This window comes from Mesorhizobium sp. WSM4836, from assembly GCF_055811815.1.
In genome coordinates this window covers 77,404-91,374 of the sequence record NZ_JBVVQF010000021.1, presented here as the reverse complement: position 1 = coordinate 91,374, position 13,971 = coordinate 77,404, and the positions used below count along the sequence as shown (strand labels likewise).

The 13,971-nt window shown below is 65.3% G+C and carries 14 protein-coding genes; 7 read left to right on the top strand and 7 right to left on the bottom strand.

Going from position 1 to position 13,971, the window contains the following annotated elements; genetic code table 11:
* Positions 1-27 precede the first annotated feature (27 nt).
* Both AC0L2P_RS23185 and AC0L2P_RS23180 read left to right on the top strand, forming a co-directional pair.
* Entirely contained in the window at positions 28-768 is a 741-nt protein-coding gene (locus tag AC0L2P_RS23185) for an SDR family oxidoreductase (protein WP_473504361.1), read from the top strand.
* Between the two features lie 34 nt (positions 769-802).
* Positions 803-1,006: a tautomerase family protein gene (locus AC0L2P_RS23180; protein ID WP_473504359.1), complete on the top strand. Its 204-nt coding sequence runs from the start codon at positions 803-805 to the stop codon at positions 1,004-1,006.
* Between the two features lie 89 nt (positions 1,007-1,095).
* Here AC0L2P_RS23180 and AC0L2P_RS23175 read toward each other — a convergent pair whose 3' ends face one another.
* Complete coding sequence (locus AC0L2P_RS23175; protein WP_473504357.1) at positions 1,096-1,878, bottom strand: WD40 repeat domain-containing protein; 783 nt, start codon at positions 1,876-1,878, stop codon at positions 1,096-1,098.
* 178 nt (positions 1,879-2,056) lie between these two features.
* Between AC0L2P_RS23175 and AC0L2P_RS23170 the strand changes: the two genes are divergently transcribed.
* Positions 2,057-2,521 carry a GFA family protein gene (locus AC0L2P_RS23170; RefSeq protein WP_473504355.1) on the top strand — a complete coding sequence of 155 codons (465 nt, stop codon included), beginning with the start codon at positions 2,057-2,059 and terminating at the stop codon, positions 2,519-2,521.
* 38 nt (positions 2,522-2,559) lie between these two features.
* On the opposite strand, the gene AC0L2P_RS23165 is transcribed toward AC0L2P_RS23170, so the two are convergent.
* From AC0L2P_RS23165 to AC0L2P_RS23140, 6 genes are all read right to left on the bottom strand, one after another.
* Positions 2,560-3,330, bottom strand: coding sequence for an exodeoxyribonuclease III (locus tag AC0L2P_RS23165; protein ID WP_473504353.1), 771 nt, complete (start codon positions 3,328-3,330; stop codon positions 2,560-2,562).
* A gap of 9 nt (positions 3,331-3,339) precedes the next feature.
* Positions 3,340-3,984, bottom strand: a complete 645-nt coding sequence (locus AC0L2P_RS23160) for an alpha/beta hydrolase family protein (RefSeq protein ID WP_473504351.1) — start codon at positions 3,982-3,984, stop codon at positions 3,340-3,342.
* Positions 3,985-4,084: 100 nt separating this feature from the next.
* The gene (locus AC0L2P_RS23155; RefSeq protein ID WP_473504452.1) at positions 4,085-5,113 is read right to left on the bottom strand and encodes a tetratricopeptide repeat protein; all 1,029 of its coding nucleotides are present in this window, start codon (positions 5,111-5,113) and stop codon (positions 4,085-4,087) included.
* A 59-nt stretch (positions 5,114-5,172) separates the two neighbouring features.
* Positions 5,173-6,084, bottom strand: a complete 912-nt coding sequence (gene ku / locus AC0L2P_RS23150) for a non-homologous end joining protein Ku (RefSeq protein WP_473504349.1) — start codon at positions 6,082-6,084, stop codon at positions 5,173-5,175.
* A 221-nt stretch (positions 6,085-6,305) separates the two neighbouring features.
* Entirely contained in the window at positions 6,306-8,804 is a 2,499-nt protein-coding gene (gene ligD / locus AC0L2P_RS23145; RefSeq protein ID WP_473504347.1) for a DNA ligase D, read from the bottom strand.
* A 292-nt stretch (positions 8,805-9,096) separates the two neighbouring features.
* Positions 9,097-9,321 carry a hypothetical protein gene (locus tag AC0L2P_RS23140; RefSeq protein WP_473504345.1) on the bottom strand — a complete coding sequence of 75 codons (225 nt, stop codon included), beginning with the start codon at positions 9,319-9,321 and terminating at the stop codon, positions 9,097-9,099.
* Between the two features lie 308 nt (positions 9,322-9,629).
* Between AC0L2P_RS23140 and AC0L2P_RS23135 the strand changes: the two genes are divergently transcribed.
* From AC0L2P_RS23135 to AC0L2P_RS23120, 4 genes are all read left to right on the top strand, one after another.
* Positions 9,630-10,580 (top strand): substrate-binding domain-containing protein, encoded by a 951-nt coding sequence (locus AC0L2P_RS23135; RefSeq protein WP_473504450.1) that lies wholly within the window; start codon positions 9,630-9,632, stop codon positions 10,578-10,580.
* A gap of 232 nt (positions 10,581-10,812) precedes the next feature.
* Positions 10,813-12,390, top strand: a complete 1,578-nt coding sequence (locus AC0L2P_RS23130; RefSeq protein WP_473504343.1) for a sugar ABC transporter ATP-binding protein — start codon at positions 10,813-10,815, stop codon at positions 12,388-12,390.
* A complete protein-coding gene (locus tag AC0L2P_RS23125) occupies positions 12,387-13,403 on the top strand; it encodes an ABC transporter permease (protein ID WP_473504341.1) in 1,017 nt (338 codons plus the stop codon). The genes AC0L2P_RS23130 and AC0L2P_RS23125 overlap by 4 nt, the downstream gene beginning before the upstream one ends.
* Positions 13,404-13,449: 46 nt before the next feature.
* A complete protein-coding gene (locus tag AC0L2P_RS23120; protein WP_473504339.1) occupies positions 13,450-13,947 on the top strand; it encodes a GNAT family N-acetyltransferase in 498 nt (165 codons plus the stop codon).
* Positions 13,948-13,971 lie beyond the last annotated feature (24 nt).

Below are 13,971 nucleotides of genomic sequence, written 5' to 3'. Positions count from 1 at the left end.
TCAGCCGACAGGAATTGGAGAGCTGACATGACTACGCGGAATGGAAAGGTGGCGCTGGTAACCGGCGCCTCGAAGGGTATCGGCGCCGAAATTGCCAGAAGGCTGGCACGCGACGGCTTTTCGGTCGTCGTCAACTATGCCAGGGGCGCTGAAGCCGCCGAAGGCGTGGTGCGCGCGATCGAGGCAGCAGGCGGCACGGCGATCGCCGTCCAGGCCGATATCGGCGACCCCAAGGGCGTGGCGCATCTGTTCGACGCAGCCGAGCAGGCCTTTGGCGGCCTCGACGTGCTGGTCAACAATGCCGGCATCATGAAGCTCGCGCCGATCGCGCAGATGGACGACGCCGGTTTCGAACAACAGGTCGCGGTGAACCTCGGTGGCGTCTTCCGCGGCATGCGCGAGGGCGCAAGAAGGCTGCGCGAGGGCGGCCGCATCATCAGCTTCTCGTCTAGCGTGGTCGGGCTCTACCAGCCGACCTACGGTGTCTACGCTGCCACCAAGGCCGGCGTCGAGGCGATGACCCATGTGCTGGCCAAGGAACTCGGGCCGCGCGGCATCACCGTCAATGTCGTGGCGCCGGGGCCGGTGGCCACCGAACTGTTCCTCGGCGGCAAGTCCGAGGCACTGGTCGAAACGATCACCAGGATGATCCCGCTCGGGCGGCTCGGCCAGCCCGCCGACATCGCCGGCGTAGTGTCGTTCCTCGCCGGACCGGACAGCGGCTGGGTCAACGGCCAGGTCCTGCGCGCCAATGGCGGCACGGTCTGACTTCACCTCTAACAACCAACAGGGAATCGACATCATGCCATTTGCAAACTTCAAGGTGCCTGAGCGCGCGCTGACCGCCGGACAGAAGGAGGACCTCGTCCACAAGACCACAGCCCTGTTCGTCGAGATATTCGGCGAAGGCGTGCGCCCCTACACGATGGTGCTGATCGAGGAGGTCGCCGATGGCGGCTACGGCCGCGCCGACGTGGTGTTCACGATTCCTGAGCGAAGGACGTGAAGCTGCCGATCTCCTCCCTCGTGGGGAGGTGCCCGGCAGGCCAGAGGCGGGGTATTCAAGCGCGGGCAATGCAAATTGTCGTAAGGCTATCACTCCGGCGCGCCGGCGAAAAGCACCGCTCCATCGCCGCCGCCCGCCGGCCAGTCCCTGACGCTGCGGTCATAGCCGCCGGTCAGCACCGTGCCGTCGGCGGCAAAAGCAACCGCGTAGATCGGGCCGGACCGGCTGTCGAACATGCCGAGCTGGTTGCCGGTCTCCATCGGCTGCGGCGGTGGAGGCTCGGGCAACGGCGCGATCGTCTGCGGTGGTGAGGCAGGCGGTGCCAGCGGGACCTCCGGCGGCTGCACTGGCGCCGCCGGCACAGCAGCAGGCGGCACCGGCTCCGCGGGCGGCGCCTCGGCTGCCTGCTCCGGTGGCGCCGGAGGGATCGCGGCCGGCGGGGTTGCGAGCACCGGACCGGCGGGTGGCTCCGGCGACGGTGCGCTCGCAATGTCCTCGCTCTTCGGCGTGTTCGGCGCCGGCTTCTCCGCGGTCCCGCTCCGCCAAGGCCCGAACTGATCGGCCGCAAACGCAGCGACGGCAATCAATGGCAGGACGAGGGCGACCCGCCGCAAGCCGCCGGTCGGACGAATCTCGGCTTCCCTGCCGAACAGTGGCGCCTTGGGATCGAGCCTCGCCCTGGACGGCAGCAGGCCGGCCAACAACAACAGCGCGTTGGTTAGCGAAACGACACCCGCCGCCCCGAAGACCGCCAGACGCACGGACGCGAAAGGTTCGCTCGCCTCGTCAAGCGCCAGATACGCCTTGATGACGCAAGCCGTGCCGATCACAACCATCATGGCTGCAAGCAGCCTGTCGGCAAACCTGTTCATTGGGCTCCCCTCGGCCACTGTCCGCTCTGCAATGATGGCGCTCGGCGCCTGGCTTGTCGATGACCTTGTGTTGGCTCAAGTCCACGCCAGCCCTTGGGCAGCTGCCGCAAGCATCGCGGCGTTGCCGGGAGACCGGTCGCGCGCTAGTTCGCTTGCAGAGGCTAACGCGGGGCCAGCGATGGACGATTGGAAGTTACCTTGGGACGGCGGTTGCCTGTGCGGTGGAATACGCTTCCGTATCAGCGCGCCGCCCTTGCTGACGACGGCGTGTCACTGCACCGGCTGCCAGAAGTTGAGCGCCAGCGCGTATTCCCTGACCATCGCGGTGCCCAGCGACGGTTTCGCCATAACGCAAGGCGAGCCGGTGGTCGGCGGCATGCACGGCCCGCACCGGCAGCTCTATTGCCCGCATTGCAAGAACTGGATGTTCACGCGCCCGCATGGCCTGGATTTCCTTGTCAACGTTCGTGCGACCATGCTGGACGAGCACCATTGGTATGTGCCCTTCGTCGAAGTCTTCACTTCGGAAAAGCTGCCCTGGGCTTCGACCGCCGCTACCCACAGTTTCGCTATGCAGCCCGACCTTGAGGGATACGCCCCTTTGATAGAGGCCTTCGCCCGCGAAGCGGCGCGGCCAACCTGACTGTCCGCCGCCCGGAAGGCGCCGCCAGCTTTCGTGCCTCACTGCAACGCCACCCAGACCGGCGCGTGGTCGCTGGCGCCGGCCTCGCCACGCACGTCGCGGTCGATGCCCGCCGCTATCAGCCGGCGCGACAGCTTCTTGCTGAGCAAGATATGGTCGAGCCGCAGGCCGGCATCGCGCGGCCAGCGATTGCGGCGATAGTCCCAGAACGTGTAGAGCGTCTCCGTCGGGTGCTTCTTGCGCAGCGCATCAAGCCAGCCCTGGTCGAGCAGCCGCTGAAACGATGCCCGGCTTTCCGGCTGCACCAGAGCGTTGTCGTCATAGGAGCGGGTCGGGTAGATGTCGCGCGGCTCGGGCACGATGTTGTAGTCGCCGGCCAGCACCACCGGCAGGCCGGTGTCGAGCAACTGCGCCGCATGCGCCTCCAGCCTCTCGTGCCAGGCCCGCTTGTACTGGAATTTCGGGCCGGGCTGCGGATTGCCGTTCGGCGCGTAGAGCGAAGCTATAACGATGCCGTTGACCGCCGCTTCGATGTAGCGCGCCTGCTGGTCGCCGTCGTCGCCGGGCAGCGCCTCGCGGGTCAGCACCGGCTCCGAGCCACGCGAAAGGATGGCGACGCCGTTCCACGTTGGCTGCCCGACCCACACCGCCCCGTAGCCGGCCGCCGCAAGCGCGGTGCGCGGAAACTGCGTCTGCCTGGCCTTGAGCTCCTGCAGGCAGGCGATGTCGGGCTTGGCGGCGGCCAGCCATGCGAGCAAGTTTGGCAGCCGGTTGTTGATGTTGTTGATGTTGAAGGTGGCGATCTTCATCGGCCTGCTTCAGCGCACGATGCGTTCGGTCCACGCCTTCACCGCATCAGCCAGCGTCTTCAGATGATCGGCGGTGGAGAAGCCGGAGATGTTTTTGCGCGGCTTCAGATCATGGTCGCCGTCTTCCAGCCAGAAGATCTCGATTGCGTCGGACAGAGCATAGGTCGCGACCTCGTCTTTGGTCCCGAACTCGTCGCGCGTGCCCTGGAAGATCAATGTCGGCGTCTTCAGATCGGCGAGGTGTTTTGTCCGAAGCTGTGTCGGTTTGCCCGGCGGATGGAAGGGATAGCCGAGACAAAGCAGCCCTGAAATCTCGCCCTTCAAAAACATCTCGTCGGCGATCATCGAAGCGACGCGCCCGCCCATCGACTTGCCGCCGATGATCAGCGAACCCTTCACGCCTTTCGCCCTGAGATCGGCGATTGCCTTGATATATTCCGGGTTAACCGTCTCGGCGCGCGGCGGCGGCTTGCGATGGCCGTAGCGGCGAGCCGCCATGTAGTGGAATTCAAAGCGCGCGACGCGGAACCCGGCTGCGGCGAGCGCCTTGGCGGTGGCTGTCATCGAGGGCGAATCCATCGGCGCCCCGGCGCCATGCGCGAGCAGGATGGTGATTGGGGCAGTGTCGGGGCCGTCGAAGAGGAAGGCGGTCATGATAACGGGTAAATCGGTGCAGGAAGAGAGCCGACTGCGACGCTGCCAATCTCCCCCCTCGTGGGAGATTGGCTGCCATCTCGGCCTTCGCTAATCATCGTCACCCCGACATCCGCGCCAGCTGCAAATCGACGAACTGTATCCCTTTGGCCGCCATGCGCGCCCATTCGGAATCGGCATCGAGCTCGAGATAGCGCACCCAGTTCCGCCGCGCCTCGGCGAGATTGCCGGCGTCGAACGCCAGCCTCGCAAGGTTGAACACCGCATCGGCGTACTTCGCATCCAGTGCGATCGCCTTCAGCAAATGTCGCCGAGCCGACGCCACCCGCCCCTCTTCGCTCATCAGCCCGGCCAGATTGAACCAGGCCTCGACGAACCCGGGATCGAGCTTTATCGCGCGGGCATAGTCGTGCGCCGCCTCCGCCGCGTGGCCGGCCGCCCGCAGGCAGTTGGCGCGGTTGAAGGCGGCGATGGCGTCGCTTGGATCAATGGCCAGGCAGCGCTGGTAGAGTGCCGCGGCCTGCTCGTGGTCTTCAGCCTCTTCCGCCGCCTCGGCATCGGCGAACAGCTCTTCCAGCGTGTCGTCATCCTGCGTTCCCAGATCGAACAGCAGCTGGCCGTCGAGTTCGCTCTGGCCGCCCTCGAGATAGATGGCATCGGCGCGCCCATGCTGCGAGCCGACAGCGAGCGACTTGGCGGTGAGCGAGGCGACCGGGCCGGAGCGGTGCACCGAGCGCGCGATCGCCCCCCATGAGGCGCCGCCGGCGACCAGCCCGCTATATTTGCGGGCGAGGATCAGGTCGCGGAAGGAATACGGTTCGCAATCATGCTCGAAGGCGTCGAACAGTGACAAAAGGTCGAGATCGGCGCCGGTCAGCCGCGACTGATCGATCAGCGACTGACGCGACAGCGCCGATGCCTCCGGCGCCTTCATCAGCCCGAGCAGGCGCAGGAAGCCGTTCTCGCTGACCAGCTTGCGCCCGGCCGCGCGCTCGGTGACGACGCGGCGCTCAATCTCGGCATCATCAGCCTTGGCGAGGAACGTCCGCCCGAATACGACATGGGTGGTCCGTCTGGTGACTCCGCGCCGCAATTGGCTCTGCTGGCGCGCGACTTCGCGCTCCGCCATGCGAACCGGAAACGCCGCGAGCGCGCCGATAGTGCCGAAGATCGTGCCAGTAGGCGCCGTCACCCTTTGCTCTTACCGACGGCCTGCAGCAGATTGGCCTTGAGCGGGTTTTCCTTGGCGCCGCCCTTGGCAGACTTTGCTTTGGCTGCCGGTTTCGCCGGCTCATCGGCCTTGCTCTTCGACTTGGCCGGCGGCTTGGCCGATTGCGACAGGCTCGCCTTTAGCGCATCCATGAGATTGATGACATTGCCGCGCTCAGGCGCCGCCGCGATGATCGGCTTGTGGCCCTTGAGCTTCTCGCGGATCATCGCCATCAGCGCGATCTCGTAGCGGTCCTCGTAGCTCTTCGGATCGAAGGTGGTTTCCTTCTGCTTGATCAGCGCTTCGGCCAATTGCAGCATTTCGGGATCGGGATTTCCGGCCGGGATATTGCCGAAATATTCAGCCGTGCCACGCACTTCGTTCGGATTCCTCAAGGTGCAGACGAACATGCCGTTCCCGCGCGCGCCGATCGTCACCACGCGCTCGCGGCTGGATAGCACGAGGCGGGCGATCGCCAGCTTGCCGGATTTGCGCATCGCTTCGCGCAGCACGGCGAAGGTCTCCTCGGCCATTGCGCCATCCGGCGCCAGGTAATAGGGCGCGTCCTGGTAGATGACGTCGACCGAACGCTCGTCGACAAAGGCCTCGATGTTCATTGTATGGTTGGATTCGATGCGCACCGAATCGAGATCGGTATCGTCGATGATGATGTACTGCTTGTCCTCGTATTCGTAGCCCTTGACCAGGTCCGAGCGCTCGACCAGCCCGAGCTCGGGGTCGACCGGCTTCATGTTGATGCGATTGTGCGTCTTCTTGTGCAGCTGGTTGAAGCTGATGCGCTCGCTGGCACTGGTCGCCGGATAGAGCCGTACCGGACAGCTGACCAGACTGAGCTTGAGGTAACCTTTCCAACTTGCCCTGGGCGCCATGAAATACTCCTACGCGGCCTTGTGCTGTCGAACTGTTCGCAGCGCTGTTTCGTCCGGAGGACGAATGCGGCTGCCGAAATCCTACATTGCCCCTTACAATACGGGCAAATCCCTAGCGAAATCTTCCTCCGCTACGAGCCGCCTGCAGGCAAGAGGTCCGTGGCGAAGATTAATTCAAATTTTCCGGAGCGTCGATGGAGTCTGGCGCCGCGCTCGCAGGACTACCTCGTGGTGCCTATCACCGGCAAATCCCCGGCGAAATCTTCCATGTCGGCCCAAGGGTCGCCTGACGTCGCCAGAAGGCCCGGCAGCGACGAATAATTCAGATCCTGCGGAGCGTCGATGGTCGCCAGATCGCTCCAGCTGACCGGCGTCGAGGCCGGCAAATTGGTGCGGGCGCGCAGCGAATAGGGTGCGGCCCAGGTGTGGCTGCGCGCATTGCGGTGATAATCGATGAAGATGCGCCGCTTGCGGTTGTCCTTGCCCATGGTGGTGGTGAAAGTGTCGGGCGCGGTGGCGGCAAGATGCGTGGAGATGGCGCTGGTCGCCTGGTGCAGTTTCTTCCAGTTCTGCTTTTGTGTTACCGGCACGGTGATGTGGATGCCGTCGCCGCCGGAGGTCTTGGCGAACGGCACCAGTCCCAGCGTTTCCAGTTCGCCCTTAATATGCACCGCCGCCTCCACCACCTCGCGCCAGGCGATCCCCTCGCCCGGGTCGAGGTCGAAAACGATCAAATCGGGCTTGTCGAGCCGCGTGCGATGGGTGCCCCAAATGTGGAACTCGACGACGCCGAACTGCGCCAGCGCCAGATAGCCCTTGGCGTCTTCCACCGAGAGATAGGATTTGGTTTCACCCTCGGAGTTGGTAGCCTCGAAGGTCGCCACCGAGGACGGCATGCCGGTGAAGGCATGGCGCTGGAAGAAGCAGTCCTGCGGTCTGCCGGTCGGGCAGCGCACCAGCGACACCGGCCGGCCAAGGATATGTGGCAGCATGAAATCGCCGACCAGCGCATAATAGACGGCAATGTCGAGCTTAGTCGGGCCGGTCTTGCCGAACAGCCGCCGCGTCGGGTTGGTCACCCAGATTGTGGCGAGGTCAGCCTCGGCGATCAGCCGCTTGCGCTTGGCCGAAACCGGCGTCGACAGGCCGACGCCGCGCAGGCCGCGAAACACCGCATGGCGCAGCGCATTGTCGGTGGTCCGGTTGGCGTAGTGGATATGGGCCGCGAGCAGCGGCCGCACCCAGTTCATCTCGCGCATGATTTCGCGGGGAACCCCTTCGGGCGGGGATGCACCGGCCCGCAATGGCTCCAGCCGCGCCAGCAATTCGCCGGCGGTCCCGGCATCGAAGCCGGTGCCGACCTTGCCGCGATAGTGCAGCTCGCCGTCTTCGAATTCGCCGAGGCCAAGTGCAGCCAACCCCTCTGCCGCATCGGAGACCGTGTAGCCGGCGATGACGAAGTCGCCGGTCTGGAGCGCCTTGGTCTTGGTCCAGGTCTTGGTGCGGCCGCTCTGGTAGATTGCCGTGGCGCGCTTGGAGACGACACCCTCGAGCCCCATCTCGGATGCCTGGTCATAAAGTGCCTGGCCGTCGCCTTCGACATGATCGCTGAGCTGGATGGCCGAATTCGCGCCGAGACCGGACAGCAATTGGGAAAGCAGCGCCTTGCGCCGGCGGAGCGGCGCCTGCCTCACGTCCCAGCCGTCGAGATAGAGAAGATCGAAGGCGTAGAAGTGGAGCTTGTTGCCGGCGCCCTCGGCCAGCGCGTCTTGCAAAAGGGCAAAGCGGCTGATGCCCTTGGCGTCGAGCGCGACGACCTCGCCATCGATGATCGCCTCGCGGCAGGGCAGCCTGGCGAAGGCAAGCGGCAGGTCGCCATAGCGCTTCGTCCAGTCGAGGCCGGCGCGGGTGATCAGCCTGGCTGCGCCGTTAGCGAGATGCGCCATGGTGCGGTAGCCGTCGAATTTGATCTCGTGCAGCCAGATTTCGCGTGTTTTTTCCGCGGGGTGTTCACCTCCCGGCGGCTTCGGAACCTGCGTAGCCAGCTGCGGCTCGATCCGGGAAGGCGGCGGCGCCTTGACGGCGCCCGGCAAAGCGCCGGGTTTCAGCACCACCGGCCTGGCAGGTTTGGCGGCAGGCTTCGGCGTTGCCACCAGCTCCTCGATGCGGCGTCCGGATTTGACGCTTTCCGGTCGGGCTTCCAGTATGTCGAGCGCGGCGTCGGCGGCGAGATCGCGCTCCTTGAACAGCAGCCAGTTCTTCTTGCCCTCATCCTCGCCGGGCTTCGGTTTCAGCCGCGTCAGCATCCAGCCGCCATTCAGCTTCTCGCCGGCGAGGCGGAACTTGAAGGAACCGGTGCGCAGGCTCTTCTCGACATCGTCCATCGGCGCCCAGACGCCGGCATCCCAGACGATCATCGGCCCGCCGCCATATTCGCCTGCGGGAATGACGCCCTCGAAATCGATATATTCGAGCGGATGGTCCTCGGTCTCGACCGCCAGCCTTTTGTCGGCGGGATTGAGCGACGGGCCACGCGGCACCGCCCAGCTCTTCAGCACGTCGCCGACCTGCAGGCGCAGATCATAGTGATCGGCGGTGGCGTGATGCTTGTGGACGACGAAACGATTGCCGTCGCCGGCAACCAGACCGCCGGCTGGTTCCGGCGTCCTCGTGAACTCGCGCTTGGCGCGATAGGCCTTCAGCTTGGAGGGAGGTGGCATGGGATCGACCAAAGCACGGCAGCCAAGTGCAAACGTCTCGTTCCTTCGCGCCCCCCTCTGTCCTGCCGGGCATCTCCCGCACACGGGGGGAGATCGGATGTCACGGCGACCTCCGCCAATCTTCGACGTTGCAGAAGGAGAGCTGGCGCCAAAGCTGCTGATCTCCCCCCTTGTGGGGGAGATGTCCGGCAGGACAGAGGGGGGTGCGACAGAACTCGACGCCGGCTCGAAAAGATAGATGCTACCTGCATCAGGTGACCAGCCAAAACGTCGCTGCCACCAATCGCCACGCTCAATCGTCGGTGGCCGGCGTCAATTCGAGCTCGGCCGGCGACAGGCCCTGCTGCAGCTGGCTGAGCCGGAATTCGTCGACCCAATAGGCCTCGCCGTCGACCAGCACGCGGGCGCTGTAGCTGCCGGCCGAAAAACGCTGCGCGGTGATGTACACCTTATGGCGGCCGAGCGCCTTGCGCACCGCGGCGCGCTTGGATTTCTGGCTGGTGACGGAACTGGCCATGCTGGTTACTCACGCACAAAGCCGCAAAGCGGCATGTCTTAAGGATGGCCGAGAGCGGGTCGCCTGTCAATTTCGCGGCCGCTGCGAGCCTGGTTACGAACTTGCGCAACGCTCCGGCCTTGGCTAGCATCCGCCCGCCGGCGCCGAGCGGAGGAGAACGTCGCGGTGGACCGGCTGGAGCGCCGTTGCGTCCCTTCAAACACGAGTTGGGCGCTCGAAGGACACTCCATTTTGAATCGACGCAAGGACCTTCCGGAAAACCGTTCCGGTCTCGGGGTCGTGCGCTCATCTGGGAGGAGACTAAGTTGATCAACAGACGTGAATTCCTGCTGTCGTCGGCGGCGATGGGCGCCTTGGCGCTGGCCGCTCCGCAATTGGCTTTTGCCCAGGACAAGCTGACCATCCTTGGTTCGGTGCCCAGCCTCGGCTTTCCGTTCTTCGTGCACATGCTGAACCAGATCAAGGCGGAAGCCCAGGCGCAAGGCGTTAACCTGGTCGAGAGCGACGGCCAGAACTCGGCGCCCAAGCAGACCGCCGATATCGAAGCGGCGCTCGTGCAGAAGGTCAACGCCATCGTCATCTCGCCGCTCGACGTCAACGCGCTGGCCCCGGCTATCGAGGAAGCGGTGAAGGCCGGCGTTCCCGTCGTCACCATCGACCGCCGCGTCGACGGCGTCGAAGGCATCCTAGCCCATGTCGGCGCCGACAATGTCAAGGGCGGAGAGGCCGAAGCACAGGCGATGGTGGCGGCGTTCCCGAACGGCGCCAAGATCTTCCATTTGCAGGGCCAGCCCGGCGCCGGTCCGGCGATCGACCGCAACAAGGGTGTGCACAACGTCCTCGATCCGATGAAGGACAAGTACCAGATCATTTTCGAGCAGACCGCCAACTTCGCCCGCGCCGAGGCGCTGTCCGTCACCGAGGCCGGCCTTGCCGCCAACGGCAAGCCCGACGCGATCATCTGCGCCAATGACGACATGGCGCTTGGCGCGGTCGAAGCCTGCGCGGCGCGCAACTTCACCGACGTCAAGATCTACGGCTTCGACGCGCTCCCCGAAGCGCTGGTCGCCGTGCGCGATGGCAAGCTGGCCGGCACGGTCGAGCAATTCCCCGGCGAGCAGTCGCGCACCGCCGTGCAGATCGCGGTCGCCTACGCCAAGGACAAGACCGAGCCGAAGGAAAAGCTGGTGCTTTTGACCCCGATCGTCATCGGCAAGGACAATCTCGACAAGGCGGAAAGGCTGGGCGAGACGAAGTAGGGCGCGCAGCAGCAAAAGTAGCGTTCTGTCGCGCCCCCTCTGCCCTGCCGGGCATCTCCCCCACTTGGGGGAGATCGGCAGCTTCGCCCATAGCGCCTTTTTTGCAACGCGGAAGATTGGCGAAAGCCAAGGTGACATCCATTCTCCCCCTCGTGGGCCCCTCGTGGGGGAGATGCCCGGCAGGGCAGAGGGGGGTGCTGTCCCGCCGTCAATCGCAAATTGGGAGCAACCTTTGCCCGCGACTGAAGCCACTGCGCCTTCACCCTTCCCCGCCCTCCTCACTGTCGAGGGCGTGACCAAGCGCTTTGCCGGCGTTACCGCGCTGAACGACGTTTCGCTGGAAGTCCGCCCCGGCGAGATCCTCGGCCTGCTCGGCGAGAACGGCGCCGGCAAATCGACGCTGCTCAAGATACTGTCCGGCGTAATGCCGCCGTCCAGCGGCCGCATCGTTTTCGACGGTGCCGAATTCAGCCCGCACAATCCGCAGGATGCCAAGCGCCATGGCATCGTCACCATCTACCAGGAACTGAGCCTGATCCCGACGCTGACCGTGGCGGAGAATATCTTCATCGGCCGCGCACCGCTCGGCCGGTTCGGGCTGGTCAGTTGGCGGCGAATGGAGGAAGATTCGCGCGCGATCATCGCTCGCGTCGGCCTCGATCTCGACCCGGCGACGCCGGTTTCCGCACTGTCAGTGGCCGAGCAGCAGTTGGTCGAGATCGCCCGCGCGCTATCGCTGCAGAGCCGCTTGATCATCATGGACGAGCCGACGTCGGCGCTGACCGAAACCGAAGTGCACAGGCTGATGGCGATCATGGACCGGCTGCGCAAGGATGGCGTCGCCATCATGTTCGTCACCCACCGGCTGGAGGAGGCATCGGCGATCTGCGACCGCATGACGGTGCTGCGCGACGGCAGGTTGGCCGGCCATCTCGACCGCGAAGGCGGGCCGATCAAGCTACCGAAGATCATCGAGAAGATGGTCGGCCGCGCCGCTTCCGAGCTCTATGCCAGGCCGACGCAGCGCGATGTCGCCGGCGACGTCCGGCTCTCGGTGCGCGGCCTCCGCACGGTGCGCGATCCGCAGGCGCCGCACGCGATCGTGCTCGAAGGCGTCGATCTCGACCTCAAGGCGGGCGAAATCCTCGGCGTCGCCGGGCTCGTCGGCTCCGGCCGCACCGAGCTCGCCCGCGCCATCTTCGGCGCCGACCGCATTGCCGCCGGCACCATCATGCTCGACGGCAGGCCGATCGCGCCCGCCTCACCCGCCGACGCCATCGAGCTCGGCATCGGCCTGGTGCCGGAAGATCGCAAGCACCAGGCGATCTTCGCAGCACTCGGTATCCTCACCAATTTTTCCGTCGCCGCGCTCGACCGCTACTCCAATGCCGCCGGTTTCATGGCCGAGCGGCGCGAGCGCGAGGCGCTGGCGAACTACAGGAAGACGCTGTCGATCCGCATGGCCTCGCCGGAGCAGCCTATCGAGGGACTGTCGGGAGGCAACCAGCAGAAGGTCATCCTTGCCCGCTGGCTGGCACGCGATCCCAAGGTGCTGATCGTCGATGAACCGACGCGCGGCGTCGATGTCGGTGCCAAGGCGGAAGTGCACCAGATCCTGGTGGAGCTCGCCGCGCGCGGCATCGCCATCATGATGATCTCCTCCGAGCTGCCCGAAGTGCTTGCGGTGTCGGACAGGATCGTCACCATGCGGCGCGGGCGCATCACCGGCGAGATGCCCGGCGTCGAGGCGACCGAGGAGAAACTGATGGAACTGATGGCGCTCGACCAGAAGCAGGAAGTAACGCAATGACCAGCACGACCGAACGGAGCCAGCGCGGCGGCGTCAATCTTGCGCGCCTGCTGATGAGCTTCGGCCCGCTGATGTTCCTGGCATTGCTGATCGTCGTTTTCACCGTGCTGAAGCCGAGCTTCATCGACCCGATCAACCTGTTCAACATCATGCGGCAGATCTCGATCACGGGGCTGATCGCGCTCGGCATGACCTTCGTCATCCTGACCGCCGGTATCGACCTGTCGGTCGGCTCGCTGCTCGCCTTCTGCGGCATGGTCGCGGCCGTGGTGGCCAAGGGCGGCACCGCCAACACGCTGTCGCTGTCGACGACGGGCACGCAGGGCTATGGCTGGTTCGCCGCCCTTCTCGCCGCCGTCGTCGTCGGCGCCCTGGCCGGCGGCGTCCAGGGCTTTGCCATCACCAGGCTGAAAGTGCCGCCCTTCGTCGTCACGCTCGGCGGCCTCACCGTGTTTCGCGGCCTGACCTTGACGATCTCCAATGGCGGTCCGATCTCCGGCTTCGACGCCTCGATGCGCTGGTTCGGTACCGGCCTGATCGGCCCGGTTCCGGTGCCGGCAATCATCTTCGCGATTGCCGCAATCCTTTGCCATATCGTGCTGCGTTACACGCGCTACGGTCGCGCCGTCTATGCCGTCGGCGGCAATGCCGAGGCGGCGCGGCTCTCCGGCCTGCGTGTCGACCGCATCCTGATCTCGGTCTATATCATCGTCGGCTTCTTCGCCGGCCTTGCCGCCTTCGTTTTGTCGGCGCGGCTCAACTCCTCCGAAGCCGTCGCGGGCATCGGCTATGAGCTGACGGTGATCTCGGCGGTCGTCATCGGCGGCACCTCGCTGTTCGGCGGCATCGGCAGCGTCGGCGGCACGGTGGTCGGGGCAGGACTGATCGGCGTCTTGCAGAACGGGCTGCAGTTCAACAACGTCTCGTCCTACACGCAAAGCATCGTCATCGGCCTGATCCTCATCCTCGCCGTCGCCTTCGACCGCTGGCTGAAATCGCGGGTGAGAAGGTGATGGCGGAGGAAACGCTGCGATGCCGTAAACTGCCCGGGAGATGCCAATGACTCAAATAAGAACCATGACCGAGCAGGACGTTCCGGCGGTGTCGCGGCTGCTTGGAGGGTCCTGGCGACACACCTATTCACCGATCCTGGGAGCCGAGACCGCCGCACGGCTGTCGGCTGAGAAGCACGCGCCGGAGCGGCTGGCGGCCGAGCTCAGGGACGACAACAAGATGTCCTTCGTCGCCCAGCGGGCTGACGGCTCGCTCGCCGGCTACGCGATGGCGGCGATGGATGACAAGGGCGAAGTCATGCTCGAGCGGCTCCATATCGACAAAAGCGAGTACGGCACCGGCCTTGCCGCCGACCTGCTGCACGCCGTTCTTGCCGCGCATGCTGGTATTCCCAGCATCGCGCTGGAAGTGATCGAGGGCAACGACCGCGCAATCGCCTTCTATCGCAAGCACGGCTTCGAAGTGGTCGAGCGCCGGCCGGCTGCACACGGCGTGGGCGGCCACGCCTCGCTGATCATGCGCCGGCTGCTGCCGACGGCTTAAAGCGCTGTCGGCCAGGCGGCCAAT

Bases quoted from the DNA above. Each gene is read 5' to 3' on its own strand.
- AC0L2P_RS23185 (WP_473504361.1), top strand. From the start codon at position 28: ATGACTACGCGGAATGGAAAGGTGGCGCTGGTAACCGGCGCCTCGAAG.
- AC0L2P_RS23180 (WP_473504359.1), top strand. From the start codon at position 803: ATGCCATTTGCAAACTTCAAGGTGCCTGAGCGCGCGCTGACCGCCGGA.
- AC0L2P_RS23175 (WP_473504357.1), bottom strand. From the start codon at position 1,878: ATGAACAGGTTTGCCGACAGGCTGCTTGCAGCCATGATGGTTGTGATC.
- AC0L2P_RS23170 (WP_473504355.1), top strand. From the start codon at position 2,057: ATGGACGATTGGAAGTTACCTTGGGACGGCGGTTGCCTGTGCGGTGGA.
- AC0L2P_RS23165 (WP_473504353.1), bottom strand. From the start codon at position 3,330: ATGAAGATCGCCACCTTCAACATCAACAACATCAACAACCGGCTGCCA.
- AC0L2P_RS23160 (WP_473504351.1), bottom strand. From the start codon at position 3,984: ATGACCGCCTTCCTCTTCGACGGCCCCGACACTGCCCCAATCACCATC.
- AC0L2P_RS23155 (WP_473504452.1), bottom strand. From the start codon at position 5,113: ATGGCGGAGCGCGAAGTCGCGCGCCAGCAGAGCCAATTGCGGCGCGGA.
- ku (WP_473504349.1), bottom strand. From the start codon at position 6,084: ATGGCGCCCAGGGCAAGTTGGAAAGGTTACCTCAAGCTCAGTCTGGTC.
- ligD (WP_473504347.1), bottom strand. From the start codon at position 8,804: ATGCCACCTCCCTCCAAGCTGAAGGCCTATCGCGCCAAGCGCGAGTTC.
- AC0L2P_RS23140 (WP_473504345.1), bottom strand. From the start codon at position 9,321: ATGGCCAGTTCCGTCACCAGCCAGAAATCCAAGCGCGCCGCGGTGCGC.
- AC0L2P_RS23125 (WP_473504341.1), top strand. From the start codon at position 12,387: ATGACCAGCACGACCGAACGGAGCCAGCGCGGCGGCGTCAATCTTGCG.
- AC0L2P_RS23120 (WP_473504339.1), top strand. From the start codon at position 13,450: ATGACTCAAATAAGAACCATGACCGAGCAGGACGTTCCGGCGGTGTCG.